Annotated in this window: 12 protein-coding genes; 7 read left to right on the forward strand and 5 right to left on the reverse strand. The window is 46.6% G+C overall.

The window, feature by feature from the left end; genetic code table 11:
* Positions 1-454 precede the first annotated feature (454 nt).
* The gene (locus KIU71_RS05425) at positions 455-931 is read left to right on the forward strand and encodes an RNA recognition motif domain-containing protein (protein ID WP_214130179.1); all 477 of its coding nucleotides are present in this window, start codon (positions 455-457) and stop codon (positions 929-931) included.
* A 67-nt stretch (positions 932-998) separates the two neighbouring features.
* Here KIU71_RS05425 and KIU71_RS05430 read toward each other — a convergent pair whose 3' ends face one another.
* Entirely contained in the window at positions 999-2363 is a 1365-nt protein-coding gene (locus KIU71_RS05430; RefSeq protein ID WP_214130180.1) for a DUF5610 domain-containing protein, read from the reverse strand.
* A gap of 129 nt (positions 2364-2492) precedes the next feature.
* On the opposite strand from KIU71_RS05430, the gene trmA reads away from it, so the two are divergent.
* Positions 2493-3587, forward strand: coding sequence for a tRNA (uridine(54)-C5)-methyltransferase TrmA (gene trmA / locus KIU71_RS05435; RefSeq protein ID WP_390881790.1), 1095 nt, complete (start codon positions 2493-2495; stop codon positions 3585-3587).
* 12 nt (positions 3588-3599) lie between these two features.
* On the opposite strand, the gene fabR is transcribed toward trmA, so the two are convergent.
* Positions 3600-4196 (reverse strand): HTH-type transcriptional repressor FabR, encoded by a 597-nt coding sequence (gene fabR, locus KIU71_RS05440; protein ID WP_315853246.1) that lies wholly within the window; start codon positions 4194-4196, stop codon positions 3600-3602.
* A 142-nt stretch (positions 4197-4338) separates the two neighbouring features.
* Between fabR and KIU71_RS05445 the strand changes: the two genes are divergently transcribed.
* Positions 4339-5484 (forward strand): acyl-CoA desaturase, encoded by a 1146-nt coding sequence (locus KIU71_RS05445; protein WP_214130183.1) that lies wholly within the window; start codon positions 4339-4341, stop codon positions 5482-5484.
* Positions 5485-5516: 32 nt separating this feature from the next.
* Here the strand turns inward: KIU71_RS05445 and KIU71_RS05450 are convergent, their stop codons facing one another.
* Entirely contained in the window at positions 5517-6569 is a 1053-nt protein-coding gene (locus KIU71_RS05450; RefSeq protein WP_214130184.1) for a helix-turn-helix transcriptional regulator, read from the reverse strand.
* Between the two features lie 255 nt (positions 6570-6824).
* Here KIU71_RS05450 and KIU71_RS05455 point away from each other — a divergent pair, with 255 nt between their 5' ends.
* The 3 genes from KIU71_RS05455 to sthA all read left to right on the forward strand — a co-directional run bounded on the left by KIU71_RS05455 (position 6825) and on the right by sthA (position 12117).
* Positions 6825-8720 carry a response regulator gene (locus KIU71_RS05455; protein WP_214130185.1) on the forward strand — a complete coding sequence of 632 codons (1896 nt, stop codon included), beginning with the start codon at positions 6825-6827 and terminating at the stop codon, positions 8718-8720.
* 11 nt (positions 8721-8731) lie between these two features.
* Positions 8732-10621: a sensor histidine kinase gene (locus tag KIU71_RS05460; protein ID WP_214130186.1), complete on the forward strand. Its 1890-nt coding sequence runs from the start codon at positions 8732-8734 to the stop codon at positions 10619-10621.
* 80 nt (positions 10622-10701) lie between these two features.
* Entirely contained in the window at positions 10702-12117 is a 1416-nt protein-coding gene (gene sthA / locus KIU71_RS05465; protein WP_214130187.1) for a Si-specific NAD(P)(+) transhydrogenase, read from the forward strand.
* A gap of 52 nt (positions 12118-12169) precedes the next feature.
* Here sthA and KIU71_RS05470 read toward each other — a convergent pair whose 3' ends face one another.
* Positions 12170-12487, reverse strand: a complete 318-nt coding sequence (locus tag KIU71_RS05470; protein ID WP_214130188.1) for a pyridine nucleotide transhydrogenase — start codon at positions 12485-12487, stop codon at positions 12170-12172.
* A 146-nt stretch (positions 12488-12633) separates the two neighbouring features.
* Positions 12634-14868, reverse strand: coding sequence for a bifunctional diguanylate cyclase/phosphodiesterase (locus KIU71_RS05475; protein WP_214130189.1), 2235 nt, complete (start codon positions 14866-14868; stop codon positions 12634-12636).
* Positions 14869-14966: 98 nt separating this feature from the next.
* Between KIU71_RS05475 and KIU71_RS05480 the strand changes: the two genes are divergently transcribed.
* Positions 14967-15893, forward strand: a complete 927-nt coding sequence (locus KIU71_RS05480; RefSeq protein WP_214130190.1) for a TIGR03899 family protein — start codon at positions 14967-14969, stop codon at positions 15891-15893.

The raw sequence follows: 15893 nt of genomic DNA on the forward strand, positions 1-15893 counted from the left end.
AAGGCGGGCTAACAGTACTCTTTAGGAGCTGGTGCCTACCTTACTTCGCAAGGCGGTTTATCAAAACTCTTAGTGAGCCGATATCAACCTTGCTGCTTGAAGCGTCTTAGCGACTCTCCTCAAGCGGGACGCGAATAATACGCTGTTTATTCGCAGTGTCAAGGGTCTTTTTTAAAAAGTTAGCAAACTAATTTGCTGCCTTGACGCTGTTCGCTTCAGTATAAATGTTTCCCCCCGAAGCGAGGTGCGCATTGTACGTATGAATTATTCAACGTCAACGGTTTTTTTAACTTTTTACGTCTTTAAGCGCCTTTTGGCTATTAACGCTCACTTTTTAACATTTAAGCGTCAAAATTTTGAACACCTTGTCAATTAAATTGGCTTATGCATACGACTTGAGTAGACTACTAATTGCCTTTTATCTAAACATTCATAATAAAAACAAGGTAAAGCTATGAACGTTAAATTTTTACACTGCAGTATTGTTTCTATTTTACTGGCTATCATTAGTTACGCCATCATCACACTTTTAAATATTACACTGACGTCGGCTATTGCTGTTTCTGTGAGTATATTCGTTTCTGGGATGATCGTCCCAGCACTGGCTGCGCAGTTTTCCGTTACCGCGCAGAGCAACGCCGGCGCGAGAACAAATTCAGTTGAAGAACCCGATGGTGATATTACCACTCTCTATGTGGGTAACCTTCCTTATAGAGCGAATGAGGAAGCAGTGAAAGCGTATTTTCAAGATCACACAAACGTACAGTCGGTGCGCTTAATGAAGGATAAGCGCACTGGGAAGCGCAAGGGCTACGGATTTGTAGAAGTCATTTCCAGTGATGTCGACAAAGCGATTACAACGTTAAATGATTCCGTATTTCAGGATAGGACATTAAAAGTGCGTCATGCTAAGGATAAGGTCGCGCACTAATTGCCAGCCCAATGAGTGAAAAGGGGATCGCGCAGATCCCCTTTTTTAATGCTATGACATAGAGCCATCAGTTCGTTATCGGCTCGTTCGGTTGAACAGGTTGAACCGGCGGCGCCGATTTCGGGAGACCTTCAATCAGTTGCTGGTTAAATGAATGGAAGCGGTTAATCGCCTGAACCAAATCCGGCACTTGAACATCTTTCATTTCATTAACGATGCCATTCATCAAGGTATTGTAGTCATCTTGACTGCTGAGCGTTTGACGTGACTGTTCAAGAACCGCCAACATCTTATCCAAATATTGAGCCACTGGCTTAACCGACTTTTCCTGCTCGCTTGATGAGGCTGATTGTTCATTGAAATGCTGCACATAACCGTAGGCCTTCACGACCTCTGCTTTTTCAATGCGATTCAGTTGCAAAGCGTAACCGACCAACTCTTGCTTATCGTAGCCTAGCTCCAAGGCTTGATTGAAAGCGGTTTCAATGTCACCTCGGTAAAATGTATCGGCTAAATCGGTGGCGTCAGCAACCAAGTTACCGATCGCAGTAAGTTCATTCTGATCAAGCTCGCCTGATACTGTCACTCGAAAACCTGAGAACTCAAGTGTCTGTGCGTTGCTGCGTTGACTCGCACTGGTATTCTCGCCTTCTGCGGTGTCATTGCTGTCCGAACCACGAGGTTGGGCTTGCTCCGAAGCATCTCCTGCTGGGTTATTCAATAGCTGATTTTGAAATGATTGCGTCGAAAATGATGCCTGACGAAGGTCAACGAATTGAAGCGAAACTTCGTCGCCGTCTTTTGTCCGTATGGTCAGTTCGCCACTACTTTCTTGAGAATAGCTAGCCTGAAGCGACGCTACATTCTGGACCTGATCACTGTTTTGCTGCGGCTTACCTAACAGGTTTTGCTCTAACCGACCTATTTGTTCGCCAATGAGTGAGCGGCTGCGCGTAATTCCTTCTTTGATTTCTTCATTCATGAAGCTACCAATATCACGTTCCGCCATGGCGATACCTTTCGCCACACCACTTTTTGCCTGTTCAAACAAAGATGCCAATTTTGCTTCATCAGCACCGCTAGATGCAGCGCCTTTGATCACACCGCCGACAAAGCGCATCACATTTTCTGCGACTTTCTCGAAATCAAACAGTGATGCTGGCTTACTCTTGTCTACCTTCTTAGCCCCAGCGTCACGCTCACCATCGATCGTGACATTTTGCTGCATTGAGCTACTGTATATTTTCAGCCCGACCGTTGTTTGCGAGCTAATAACACTGATACTCGATGCATTGTTCTGTGCAACTTGCTTCGCCTGAAAATCAGCTGCCTGCTGTAAACCTTCAGCCTGCAACTGCTTATTGATTGCGGTACTTGGCTTCGCAGCTTGCGGCTGGTCGCCCATAAACGCCTTGATTTCGCCAAAATTCATAATTTTTACCTCACTATCCTCAGCAACTTTATCGGCGAAGTTCAAATTAAGTTTAGCGCTATTTGAAAATACTGCGCGAGAATGTCTTACAGGTTACAATGCAGCTTTTAAATGGAGCAAAGATGACGCGTGATGGCTGAGGCTGAAAACACCTACGAACAACAACTTAGTGAGAAGGTCGAGCGGTTGAACACGCGCTTCGCCTGTTATGGACCACCCGCGTTAGAAATATTTCCTTCTGCTGCCAAACATTACCGGATGCGCGCTGAGTTTAGGGTCTGGCACGATGGTGATGACTTGTACCACATAATGTTCGACCAAAACACAAAACAGAAAATCCGCGTTGACCAGTTCGAACCCGCCAGCGAAACCATCAACAAATTAATGGGCGACGTGATTGCACAGATAAGACCACATGATGTGTTAAGGCGGAAGCTGTTTCAAATAGACTATTTGACTGCGCTTTCTGGCGAAGTTGTCATCAGTTTATTGTATCACCGCCAATTAGACGAGCAGTGGGTTGAAGCTGCAACAACACTCAAACAGCGGCTTGGCGCCCATCGAGAAGTCAGTATTATTGGCCGGGCAAAAAAACAGAAACACATCATCGGCAACGACTTTGTCATTGAACGGCTACCGATAAACGGCCAGCACTATGTCTTCAAGCACATTGAAAATAGTTTTACCCAGCCGAATGCGCAGGTAAATTGTAAAATGATAGAGTGGGCGATCGACTGTAGCCAAGGTTTAGAAGGCGATCTCGTCGAGTTTTACTGTGGCGCAGGAAATTTTAGCATTCCGCTAGCACCACACTTTAATAATGTGATTGGCACAGAGATAGCAAAACCCTCTGTTGAAGCTGCGCACTACAATATTCAGGAAAACCAAATCGACAATGTTCGAATTGTCAGACTGTCGGCAGAAGAATTTACCTCAGCGATGCGCGGTGATCGTGAATTTAATCGGCTCAAAGGCATCGATTTAACGCGTTATAAACTGACTACCGCCTTGGTCGATCCCCCTCGTAGTGGTTTAGACAATGATACCTTGAACATGGTTAAAGCATTTGATGCCATCTTATATATTTCGTGCAATCCTGAAACGCTCTACGACAATCTGCAAACGCTCACTCAAACCCATCGAATTGAGCGGTTCGCGCTGTTCGACCAATTCCCTTTTACTCACCACGTTGAAAGTGGTGTTTTATTGATCAAAAAGCCGTAGGAAGAGACAGTGTTAATTAGCCGTTGCGCCAATCTGGATAAAGCGTAATTGTTGTTTGACACGTGTACCAATAGCCGCTTTCAGCTCCGGGTCGGCCTCTAGTGCTTCTGCGCCGGCACTGAACACCAATTTGACCATTGCCTCGGCTTGCAGATAGGCGGTTTGATGCTGCACGCTCTGAACTTCAATGATGTAGTCCGTGAGTTCTTCAACAAAATGCTGTATTTCCCGCTGCACCGCCGTGCGAAATGCCGGTGATGTGCCCGTATGTTCACGCAATAGCAGTCTGAATACGTTGGTGTTCGCCGCAATAAATTCCATAAAGGTATTCACTGAAGTATCAATCACACCACCACCTGAAGCGATGCGACGGCGTGCCTGACGCATAAGTTGCCGTAACGCAAGTCCGGCTTCATCAACCAGAGTTAAACCAAGTTCATCAATGTCTTTAAAATGACGATAAAACGATGTTGGCGCTATACCGGCTTCTCTGGCAACCTCACGTAGACTCATGGCGGACAAACTTTTGTTTTCATCCAGTAAATGAAATGCAGCATTAATAATATTTTGTCGGGTTTTTTGTTTTTGCTCTTGCCTGTTAAGCGCCACGCTCACTACCTCTGAACTTATTGCATTGGCCATTGTCACTAAAATACGCCCAACAACCAACCCATTTTTACGTCGAATGACCTTGCCAATGAGGTGGAAAACCGTAAAATCAGCTTACAATTGTACGCTCAAATAGAGTCTAATGAAAAAACCACCTTTTATACTATTAAACATTCTGGTGTTTGCCATTACGAGCGCCATTGCGTTTATTGCCGTTCCCATTTGGGCTTTTACGGTTGGCTTCAGTGCGGTTGAGATAGCCACAACCCTTGTTTTGTTTTTCTTTACCGGCATGTCTATCACTGCCGGATACCACCGGTTGTGGTCGCATAAAACCTATCAAGCTAACCCTATTGTGAAGGTTATTCTGGCGATTGGCGGTGCAATGGCAGTGCAAAATAGTATTTTACACTGGGCGTCTGATCACCGTGTGCATCACCGGCACGTCGACGTGAACGACAAAGACCCTTATTCCGCCAAACGCGGCTTTTGGTTTTCGCACATGGGCTGGATGCTGAGAGAATATCAGGCGCACCGCTATGATAATTATGAGAATTGCCGCGACCTGCAAAAAGACAAAGTCGTGATGTGGCAACACAATCACTATATTTGGATTGTATTGGCTGCTAACTTTGGTATTACTGCCTTTCTGGGTTGGTTGAATGGCAACATTCTGGGCATGGTGCTACTCGCGGGAGTATTCAGGCTGGTCGCTGTGCACCATGTTACGTTTTTCATCAACTCGTTGGCGCACGTCTGGGGCAAGCAACCTTACACCGACGCCAATTCGGCGCGTGATAATGGGGTTGTTGCCCTGTTTACTTTTGGTGAGGGATATCATAACTACCACCATATTTTCGAATATGATTACCGGAATGGGATACGTTGGTGGCAGTATGATCCGACAAAATGGCTTATTCGAGGGTTGTCATTTATCGGCTTGACCTGGGATTTACGTCGAACGCCAGAAGAGCGCATTGAGAAAGCGAAAGCGAAGATGCAATTGGACACGGCAACCGCAAAGCTGTCCGATTTACCTAACGCAGAAGAAGTTATCCAGAAAGTACAACTTGAATACGATTTGTTGATGCAAAAAATGTCAGATTATTACGCGACCAAAAAACGCATGATGAATGTACGCAAGAAGTATCTCAAGCGTAGCTTCGAACGATTAGAGCTGGACTTTAAGTATAAAGAGCTTCAACAGGCCGTTGAATTGCAAAAAGCTAAGTGGCTCAAACTGTATCATTTAACCACTCGCATTGAGCTTCCAGCCCTGCCCGCATGATGATCTGCGCACAAGCTTTTACGCACTGGCGGCTAACTACCGCCTGTTGCGTGCAAGCGTTCTGGTGACGATAAGCGATTTTTGGCAAAGTCTTTTCGATGATCTTTTGGTGAAAAACCAAACCACCCTTTAAACGCCCGCGAGAAGCTAGTCGCATTTTTGTAACCGCAACGACTTGCCGTTTCGGTCACCGAGACGCCGGCAGCCAATGTTGCTACTGCCCGATTCATTTTGGCGCGCATAATTTCCTCAGACAACGACGTTTTCAATTGACGTAATGCAATCTGTACTGATTGCAGTGAATGATCGGTGAACGCGACAATGTAGTCGCTATCGAGCTTTTGCATGTCAGCACATTCAGCCAGAACATAGCGCAACGAATCAAGAAATCCGCTTGGGGCCATCGAAATATGTTCTCGCTCCTGAGCGAACGACGCTCGGCAAACGGGTGGTAATGACCGGAGCAACCACTGACTTGGAAATTCGATATACAGCTGGTTGGCGGGCGATCGTGTCATCATTGTGTCAGCGAATTCATTGGACACGACCTCAGGGTCACTAACACCAATTTTCATGAGACGGTTACCCGCAGGTTCCTGACTGCCAAATTGCAGCAAGCGGAGCAGGCAGGTGAGTGTGAAAGCGTCTTTTTGACGTGGCTTTATTCTCGGCTGATAAGTACGTTCAAGGGTGATTTTCGCTGTATCGGTTTGCATGCTTACCTGAACCGACATAGTCGTCGCTAACTGCCGAACGTTACGCGATAGCTGGACGAGCAGTTCTCCCAACGATGTTGCTGCGTAAAAGGGCTCTGCAAACGAAGGTATATCAGTAAAGTTGACTCTCTGCGCCACTTTAGCGGCAAAAAAATTATCATGGGTTGCTATCGCAGCACGTTCTAGAAACAGATCAAAGGCAGGGATCGCTGGCACAAAAAGATGCTCACACTCGGCGAGTAAATTTTCTTTAAACCCAAATTCCCGGATCATCGCGCGCCAGTTAATTTGTTGCTCTTCGAGTGCATCACAAAAAGGCCGTAGTAACTCCAGCCTCACAAGCGGTAAATGATCTTTCGATTTAGACATGACAATCCTTCGTAAATTCTCAAAACATACTGAATGCGTGGAATCTTTCACGTGTTTTGAGTCTACTGCTAATGCGTTGGTTCCGGTAGTTTTCTTTGAAATAAATAAATTGCTAGAAATGCATGAAATGCAAGGTTATTTTTAGTCCTGTGGTTTAGTATCCGCGTAGAATGATATGAAGGTTTTGGCACACACATGAATTGCCTTGCCGATCTATCTGTTTACACACCTCCGATGAGCAGTCTGCCTGACACTATGAATAATAACGATGTGAATCAAGCCCCCTGGGTTGTCCTGAGTGTTGAAGATAACCCCGACTATCAAGCCAGTCTGGTGTATACCATTGAGCACATGAAAATTCGCCATCGACCGGTCGTCGTATTAACAGCAAACAGCTGCGAGCAGGCTTGTGCGATGGTGCTTGACCGCAGTGACATCAGTGTCGCTCTGGTGGATATGGTCATGGAAGACGACACCGCTGGTTTGCGTTTCATTCAATATGTTCGCCACACGCTACATGACGACGCAATGCGTATGGTGATGCTCACCGGCGAGCCCGGAATTGCGCCACGACGACTCATGGTAGAGTGTGACGTTGATGAATATTGGAATAAGTCTGAGCTTCAAAACGATAAGCTGTATTCGGTGCTATGCAGCCAGACACGAACGTGGGCAGCACTGAAAGAGCGTGAACGAAATCAGCACGGTCTCAAAATCGCTATTGAATCCGCACAGCAAAACATTGCCAAGCATCAGTATGAAAAAGACGCTTTATCACAACAAGTTGATGCCGTTCTTGAGCGGCTAACGACGTTATATTCTGATCAACCAGCGGTGATGGCATCGATTCGCTCATCGGTCGGGATGCTTACTGACATCCAACACCAGCTTCGTGACGTCACGCCCACAGCATCAGTTCCACATAATGAGATATGCCAGCGTGAAGACTTCGACTTAACTGACTTTCTGTCTGTACTAGCAGATACCGTCGAAACCCGATTCGACCGCAAGCATTTAACGCTCGTTTGCCCGTGCGAACCGCTGCCCACGCAGAAGTGGGTGAATGGTTATCAGCGTACATTGCGAGAATTCATATTACGCATTGTCGATACCGCACTTACGCAGGATACCATTAACAAGCTCATCGTGAGCTGTGGCCTCATTAAAGCCACTGCGCATCGGCTCGATACGCGTTTCTCGCTACATTTCATTGCACCAGAGGCCGACATCGCACTTCAACGTGCACAGGCTGAGCTCGACGCGTTGTTTGCTAGCGACCATGTGATTCGTTTAGCGAAGCAAATACGCACAACTCTGAATGTGTCACTCGAACGCAATGTGCTTACTGTACACATTGATGTGAACTTTTATGTCGTTAATCGGCCGGTAAGTCTTGAACCGTGTGAGAAGGTCAGCGAGCGCGAAAACCCAACGCTGCTGATTGTGAGCAACGATGTCGATCAGCCAAGCAACTTAATCCAGCGTCTCAGTGCGATGGAATACTCGGTGATCACTGCCAATTCGTTTTCAGTCCTATCATCGCCAGTGACGAGTTCTGCAGTGGCGCTTATTATTGCCACACACGGCAAGTTAGCAAACTGCAACAATGATGAACTCAGGCAACTAGCCCATGTTCAGCAGCCGGTATTAATGTTTCTCAGTGAACAATCGCGGTCACATGAGCCAATCATCCCCGAGGTTTGTGATTGTTTACATCACCATGTTGATAAACATACTCTCGGCCAGCGTATCGCACGATGGTTGCCCGTATACACGCGATCTTCTGGTAGCGATACGTTGTTGTTTAGCTTACGCGATGCGATACGCACTACTGCCTACCAGCAACAAGATTTTCATTCGGCATTTTTTGAGACACACAGTGAGCGTGTAAAGGCGCTACTCGCGACCTTACAGCACAAGGAGTCTTTTAAACAAGGCCGCGATCGTATCGTTTCGGATTTAATGCAACTCAGTGCCAGCGTTCATTCGCCCGCTCTGAGCATAATCGCTAGCGAGATTGAATCAATTCCTGACGATGTTGGCAATCAGTTTTCATCCAAACAGTTACACCGAAAGGTACGGGCATTACTGAACGAATTGCTTAGCGTGATGGCAACACAAATCACTGATACCCGAAGCGTATCACCTTAGGCTCCCACGCGATGACGACTCACTCACTATTAAAGCGTCGTTCTGGGTTTGGACTCCAGATTAGCCTCATTACCATCGGCTTTATTATTGGCTTACTGGTTTTCTTGATTTTGTGGAATAAACAGTTAACCACCATTCAGGCTGAGCATGATCGATTGCTTGGCACAGCACGAAGTCAGATAGACGTGAGTTTGGGCGATATACGTAATAGCGTAATGATCATTCGAGGCTTAATTGAAAACCGGCACTACCCCCACGTTGACGCTGCCTCTATTGACACCATGAACCAGCAATTTCTGGAACTTGCGGCAATTGTGCCCAATTTGCTGCAATTAAGATTGTTAACGCTGGATGGTGTGGAAGTGATCAAAGTTGTGGTTGACGAACAGGGCGCGCAAGCGCTTTCCGGTGACGACCTGCAGGACAAGTCTAACCGATACTATGCGCGGGCTGGCTCCAGTTTGAGTGCAAATGAGATATACATATCGCCGTTGGATCTCAACCGTGAGTTTGGGGAAATCGTCGTACCGGTTCAACCAACGGTACGTGCCGTTATCCCGATCACGTTTGGCAATGGCGAACGTTATGTTTTGGTGGTTAACTATCTGGTGGGATATGTTTTGGATAGCATGCGGGCGTTGTCTACTGATATGGCGACTTTGTATGCGTTCAATAGTTTTGGGCAGTGGGTGCTGCACAACGAACCCGCTACCGAGTGGCAACAGACACGTTTTACAGATCCTATCTTATCCGCCCTTACGGTTGACGACATCCGACAGCTCAGTCCCGATAACATCGAGAAACCCATTCAATATGACGGATACTCAAACCTGATCAATGGGCTCACCGTAGACTTTAACCCACTGGATGAGAAGCGTTCTGATGACCATCTTTTCATTTTAGCTTCTACAGACAGGCAACAAATTCTTGCGCTTGCGTTCGGCGCATTTATTCCAAGCGCTCTTATCACCGTAGCTTTCCTAATCGTTAGCCTAGCCATATGGCAAAAAGAACTCAGGTATCGCCAACGTCTACTCAGAACCGACAATAAATTGCGTGAGAAAGCACAAAGCCTGCGTAAAGCGCTGCGTGAACAACGCGTGATGCAGGATGAGCTGGTTGAGAGTAAAAAGTTGTCGGCTCTGGGAATGACAGTCGCGGGCGTCGCGCATGAACTCAACACCCCAATTGGTGGCGCCATTATGGCTATTTCCTGTGTTGATGCTGACACGCAAGCGCTTGAATCCGACCTCAGCCAAGGACTCACTCATAAGCAAATGGATACATTCATAAAGCGCCAGAAAGAAGGCGTTGCGTTGGCGATGCGAAACCTTCAGCGAAGCGCTGATTTAGTCACGAGCTTTAAACGCTTAGCCATTGAACGCAATAGTGATGAACCCAGTTGGTTTTCGGTCAAACAGGTTGTCCATGATTTGGCTACTACGATAAATCCGTTGCTACGAAAGCGAGGGATAAAGCTACACATTGACATCGCAGACTCTGCAAGCATGCGCTCCATGGCGGGTACGCTATCGCAGATTTTACAAAACTTGATCATGAATACGGTTGAACATGCCTTTCCAGAGGCTCGCTCAGGGAATGTAACGGTACGGGTTATTGAGAAAGAAGACAAGATATCAGTGACGGTTATTGACGATGGATGCGGGATTGATGAGGGTGTTAAACCCATTCTATTTGACCCTTTCGTAACAAGCGGGCGAGGCGCTGGGCATACTGGGTTAGGTCTTTATCTCGTGTATCAATGGGTGACCAAAGTGATGAAAGGTCGGATTACGGTTAACACTCATGATGGCGGTACCTCGTTTACATTAACCATGCCGAAAGACCTACTTAAGCTCACATCGGAGCGCCATTCGGCAAGCCCTCAAGCTTCAAGGTAAATTCATTCATTCGGCGAATAACCTTTTTAATTTCAATATCCTTGGTAAACTGAACGCTGGATACATTTGCTGAGATAGCCATGAGTTCGAAAAAAACCGCCGCCACTGTTTACCAATTTGATGCTGTTGTTATCGGAACCGGCCCCGGTGGCGAAGGTGTTGCCATGCAACTGGCAAAAGCGGGCAAAAAAGTCGCAGTCATCGAGCGCTACGAGTCAGTCGGAGGTGGTTGTACGCATTGGGGCACGATCCCATCAAAATCACTCCGCCACTCAGTGAGCCGATTAGTTGAATATAATAGCACGCCATTATTTAACGAAAACACCATTCAAACACTGACGTTTGCCGACATCATGCAGCACGCCAGTGGCGTGATCCGCAAACAATCTCAGTTGCGTTCGTCATTCTATATGCGCAACCGCGTCACACTGATCCACGGCGAAGCAAGCTTCATTGATGCGCATACGCTTGAGGTCAAAAAAGCTGACGGCTCTGTGGATAAGATTACAACGGCACAGGTGGCTATTGCGACAGGTTCTCGCCCTTACACACCTGCCGATATCAATTTTGACCACCCTAGGGTGTACCATTCAGACAGTATTCTGTCGATGAAGCACGATCCCAAAACCATTATTATCTACGGTGCTGGCGTAATTGGCACCGAGTACGCTTCTATCTTTCGTGGCATGGGCGTTAAAGTCGACTTAGTGAATATGCGTGAACGCCTATTATCCTTTTTGGATGCTGAAGTGTCAGATTCACTGAGTTACCATTTGTGGAACAATGGCGTTGTTATTCGCCACAACGAAACCTACAGCTCAGTCGAAACCCATGACGATTATGTGATCCTGAATCTTGAGTCCGGCAAACGAATGAAAGCAGACTGTCTGCTGTTTGCAAACGGTAGAACCGGCAATACTGATATGCTGAAGCTTGAGAATATAGGCCTTAAAGCAGACTCACGCGGCCAGTTGAAAGTTGACGAACATTATTGCACTGAGGTAGAGAACGTTTTCGCCGTTGGTGACGTGATCGGTTATCCTAGCTTGGCATCCGCAGCTTACAACCAAGGCCGGTTTGCTGCTGAGGCAATGCTTAACGGTGTGAGTCATGCGAGCCTTATCGAGGATATTCCCACAGGCATCTACACGATCCCAGAAATCAGCTCAGTGGGAAAAACCGAACAGGAACTCACGCAAATGAAGGTTCCCTATGAAGTCGGCAGAGCGCAATTTAAGCATCTCGCCCGCGCCCAGATTGCATCAACGCTGGTTGGCAGTCTTAAAATATTGTTTCACCGAGAAACTAAAGAAGTGCTTGGAATACATTGTTTTGGCGAGCGCGCTTCAGAAATTGTGCATATCGGGCAAGCCATTATGCAGCAAAAAGACGGTGGCAATACCATCGACTATTTTGTTAATAACACGTTTAACTATCCCACCATGGCAGAGGCTTATCGGGTTGCAGCCCTGAACGGTCTGAATAGGGTTTTTTAGGATTAAAAAAGCCCGGATATGTACCGGGCTAACTCTTGCTTTAATGTTAACTCTAGTTAGCGTTATCAACGACTAACGAATGGTTACTGGCGTAGGTTGCATCTCTATGTGCGACCACTTCGATAAGACGAAGCTTCGGATAATAAGATACCGTTGCCATTGCATTGTTTGTATTGTCTTCAGCACCAAGCACAATTTGCTGTTGTACTTCTTTAAACGCAGTGTTTTCACCAATATTGGTTGTCATACACTGGCTGTTCACTTCGAAAGTTTTTGCATCCATACAATCGAATAGCTGAGGCTTTAACGACTCCGCATGCGCAACACCTGACAATAAAGCCATAGATAAAATCACTAAAGATTTACGCATTGTTACCTCCTTAGGGCCAGAGGTATCTCGAGAACAACATGAATCTGGAGTTTCTGACCAATTAGGTTAGATAATAGCCGATAGCCAACAAGATTGCAATATCGATCACAGTTTTGTGACACTAATATGACAATCTTGGTTTTTTTCTAGGAATTTGCATCATCCAAAAATATCATGAGTTGATCAAATGGCATGGGTCTGGCAAACAGGTAGCCCTGCGCCTCATCGCAGCCCAACTTCAGCATATAACTGGCTTGTTCTCGTTTTTCAACACCCTCTGCAATGGTCGACAGGCCCAATTTGTTGCCAAGAGTCACTATGGTTTCAGCAATGAATGCGTTCGAGCCGGGCTGAATATCACTGACAAAAGAGCGGTCTACCTTTAATCTGTCCAGCGGTAGCTGTTGCAGATAGCTCATCGATGAAAAGCCAGTACCAAAATCATCGATGGCAATAGCAACGCCATATTCTTTGAGTGCGCGCAGTGCATCAATCACTATCTGTGGTTCATCCATTACCACGCTTTCAGTGATTTCTAATTCCAACAACGTCGGGTCTATCCCATTTTTTTCGATAGCCCCTTTGACCTTATCGACAAAAAAGCGATCTCTAAATTGGGGGATCGATATGTTCACAGCGACGCGTAGGTGCCCATAACCCGCATCCTTAAGTTGGCGGATACGCGCGCAAGACTCTTCCAGCACCCACTGGCCTATATCCACAATTAAACCCGAATATTCCGCAAGTGGCACAAACACTGCTGGCGATATATATGAGCCGTCGCTGTCTGGCCAGCGTAACAGCCCTTCCATTCCAACCACTTTTTCGCTGATCAGGTCTACCTGCGGTTGAAACCATAGTTGCAATTTGCGATCAGCAAAATCAGTACGTAAACGCCTGATCATACTTAAGCGCCACGTGGTTTTTTCCTCAATCTCGGGCGCAAAAAATTCGTAATTGTCGGTCAGGTTTTTCTTCGCACGATTGAGCGCAATATTGGATTGTTTGAGAATTATCGTGCCTTTATTTCGCTCACCGGTCAGCCGTGTCAGACCAATCGTTACATTGATAGGGAGCGTGTGATCGCCTGCGATAAAAGACGATTCAAATACCGCGTTAATTTTTTCTGGATTAACGATAGATTGCTCACCAATAAGACCAAATACATCCGCACCAATCCGGCCTTTTTTCACGTCAGGGCCAAACGCTTCTAACAAACGATTACTGACGGCACTGAGGACTTCATTACCGGCTTCCTGGCCCAAGCCATCATTAATATCTGAGAAGTGATTGATATCCACCAGTGCCATGGTAACACCCGAGGTGCTTTCTATTTGGTGTGGCCGGTCTAGCATGTTGATAAATTCGTTACGATTAGGCAGGCGAGTTAACCAGTCTCTGAATGCAGCGTTACGCAACTGATGAAATAGATTAACGTTTTCATAACCCACCGAGACACTGGAAAGGAAAATCTCCAGCAATTGCCGATCAAGTTCACTGAGTTCGTGGCGCATATTGACATACACAGCAGCTTCGAACCCCGAGCTATTGATGTACAGCACAGAAAAACTGTGTTCAAACACATGCTTTTGAAATTTTAAGCAACGATTGATGTGCTCCACAATCACTGGATTATGGATTTGCTCAACGCGTTCGTTGATATAGGAGGCAAATTCACCCGCAGCCCCCAAGATGTAAACACCTTCATCGTCTTCTTTGTCCAGCACCGAACCGGCACGCGCACACACAACACCTTCCGCCTCTAACCCAATGAGTGAGGTGATCTGAGTCACGATCCCTTCGCAATACCCTTTTACAGAGTGCTCTTCGAGTAAATTAGCGGCAGACTGAATGATTTTTTGCAGACCAATCCGGCTTTGGTTGATTGTGCGGAGTTGTTGATACGAGCGGATTGATGCGATGACTGCGGTCATTAGCTTGCCGCGGGTCAGTTCAGTTTTCGTCTTATAATCATTGATGTCATAGGTTTTGATCACCTGTTCTTCAGGTGCATAACCTGGCTGACCGGTACGCAGGATGATACGAGGCTCCAGTAGATGCATTTGCTCTCGCATGTGCTTGACGACGTTGAGGCCTGCGTCATCAGTTTCCATCACGACATCAAGTAAGATAATCGCAATATCGCGTTTGTGTTCTTCGAGTACTTCTAAGGCCTGAGCACCAGTGTACGCATGTAAAAAGTTCAGCTTTCTATCGCTAACAATCAAGTCAGAGAGCGCGAGGCGAGTCACCGTATGGATTTCTTCATCATCATCGACAATTAAAATATTCCATACGCGGTAATGCTCTTCATCACCTTCGCCCGGGGCGTCTTCATCCTGGAAGATAAGTTCATCGTTGTCGTAATCGCTGGGGACCATTCAAACTTTTATTAATTGTAGATAAGTTACGTTATCCTAAACCTATATTGAATAATTGCAAACCTCTCTGGCGCACAAAATAACGGTGTAACAATACAATGAAAATTGATCCACAACATTCGATCGTGCCAATCGATAAGACATCGAAAACCAAAACGGTGCGTCCCACCGAAACGCCAGCCAAGGTTGAAGTCAAAAATACCGTGCGCCCCGAGCGCCATAAAAAAGCGCGTGGCGCCTTATTGCGCTGGTTCGCGCAAATCGGTATCCAACCTAATGACGACACACTGGATGTTGTTGCGTTAGCTAAGCAAACCAGCCGCCGTGAGCACATTTTAGCATCGAATAAGTTACGCAACTTGCAGCGAATATTAGATATCGCGATGGAAGTGAATATCGATAGTGAGCCCAGCGAGCAAGTTGATCCCGACTGGTTTTTTACCTTTTCTCGTTTGGCCGAGGATATTCATTCACCCGCAATGCAATCGTTGTGGGGAAAAATTGCCGCCGTAGAAATAACACAACCCGGTAGTTTTTCACTGCGCACATTGCACCTTTTGACACAGATTACTCAACGCGATGCCAAGATTTTCAATAAAGCTGCCAGTTTAGCCTGTCGCCGCAAGCAGGAAAGTACGCCAAGGCTATTGGTTGGCTATTATCAGCGAGCTTCGTTTTTGAACTGGTTACGACCTTCACAGCAAACGCACCTCAACCTTGCGCAGTTTGGATTGACCTATCCGGATATTCTCTCGCTGATTGATATGGGGTTGATCTTTGCCAGTGAGATTGAAACCGGCGAGCTGGACACTGAGCGCCGCGAATACTGGCGTTGTGGCGATAACCGTTTTGAAATTGCGCCGCGTAAGCGCGGCACCGCCTTAGTGTATTACAAGTTTACCAGTGTTGGCAGCGAGCTGTATCGGCTAGCCAGTAGGCACCCTAAGCCCACTTACTTAGATGCCCTACTGAGTCTGCTCGGAAATGCCTTTGAAGTTGTGTCGCACCACGCAAGCGACAACTGA

It is taken from the genome of Alteromonas oceanisediminis, from assembly GCF_018474025.1.
GTDB classification, from domain to species: Bacteria; Pseudomonadota; Gammaproteobacteria; order Enterobacterales; family Alteromonadaceae; genus Alteromonas_E; species Alteromonas_E oceanisediminis.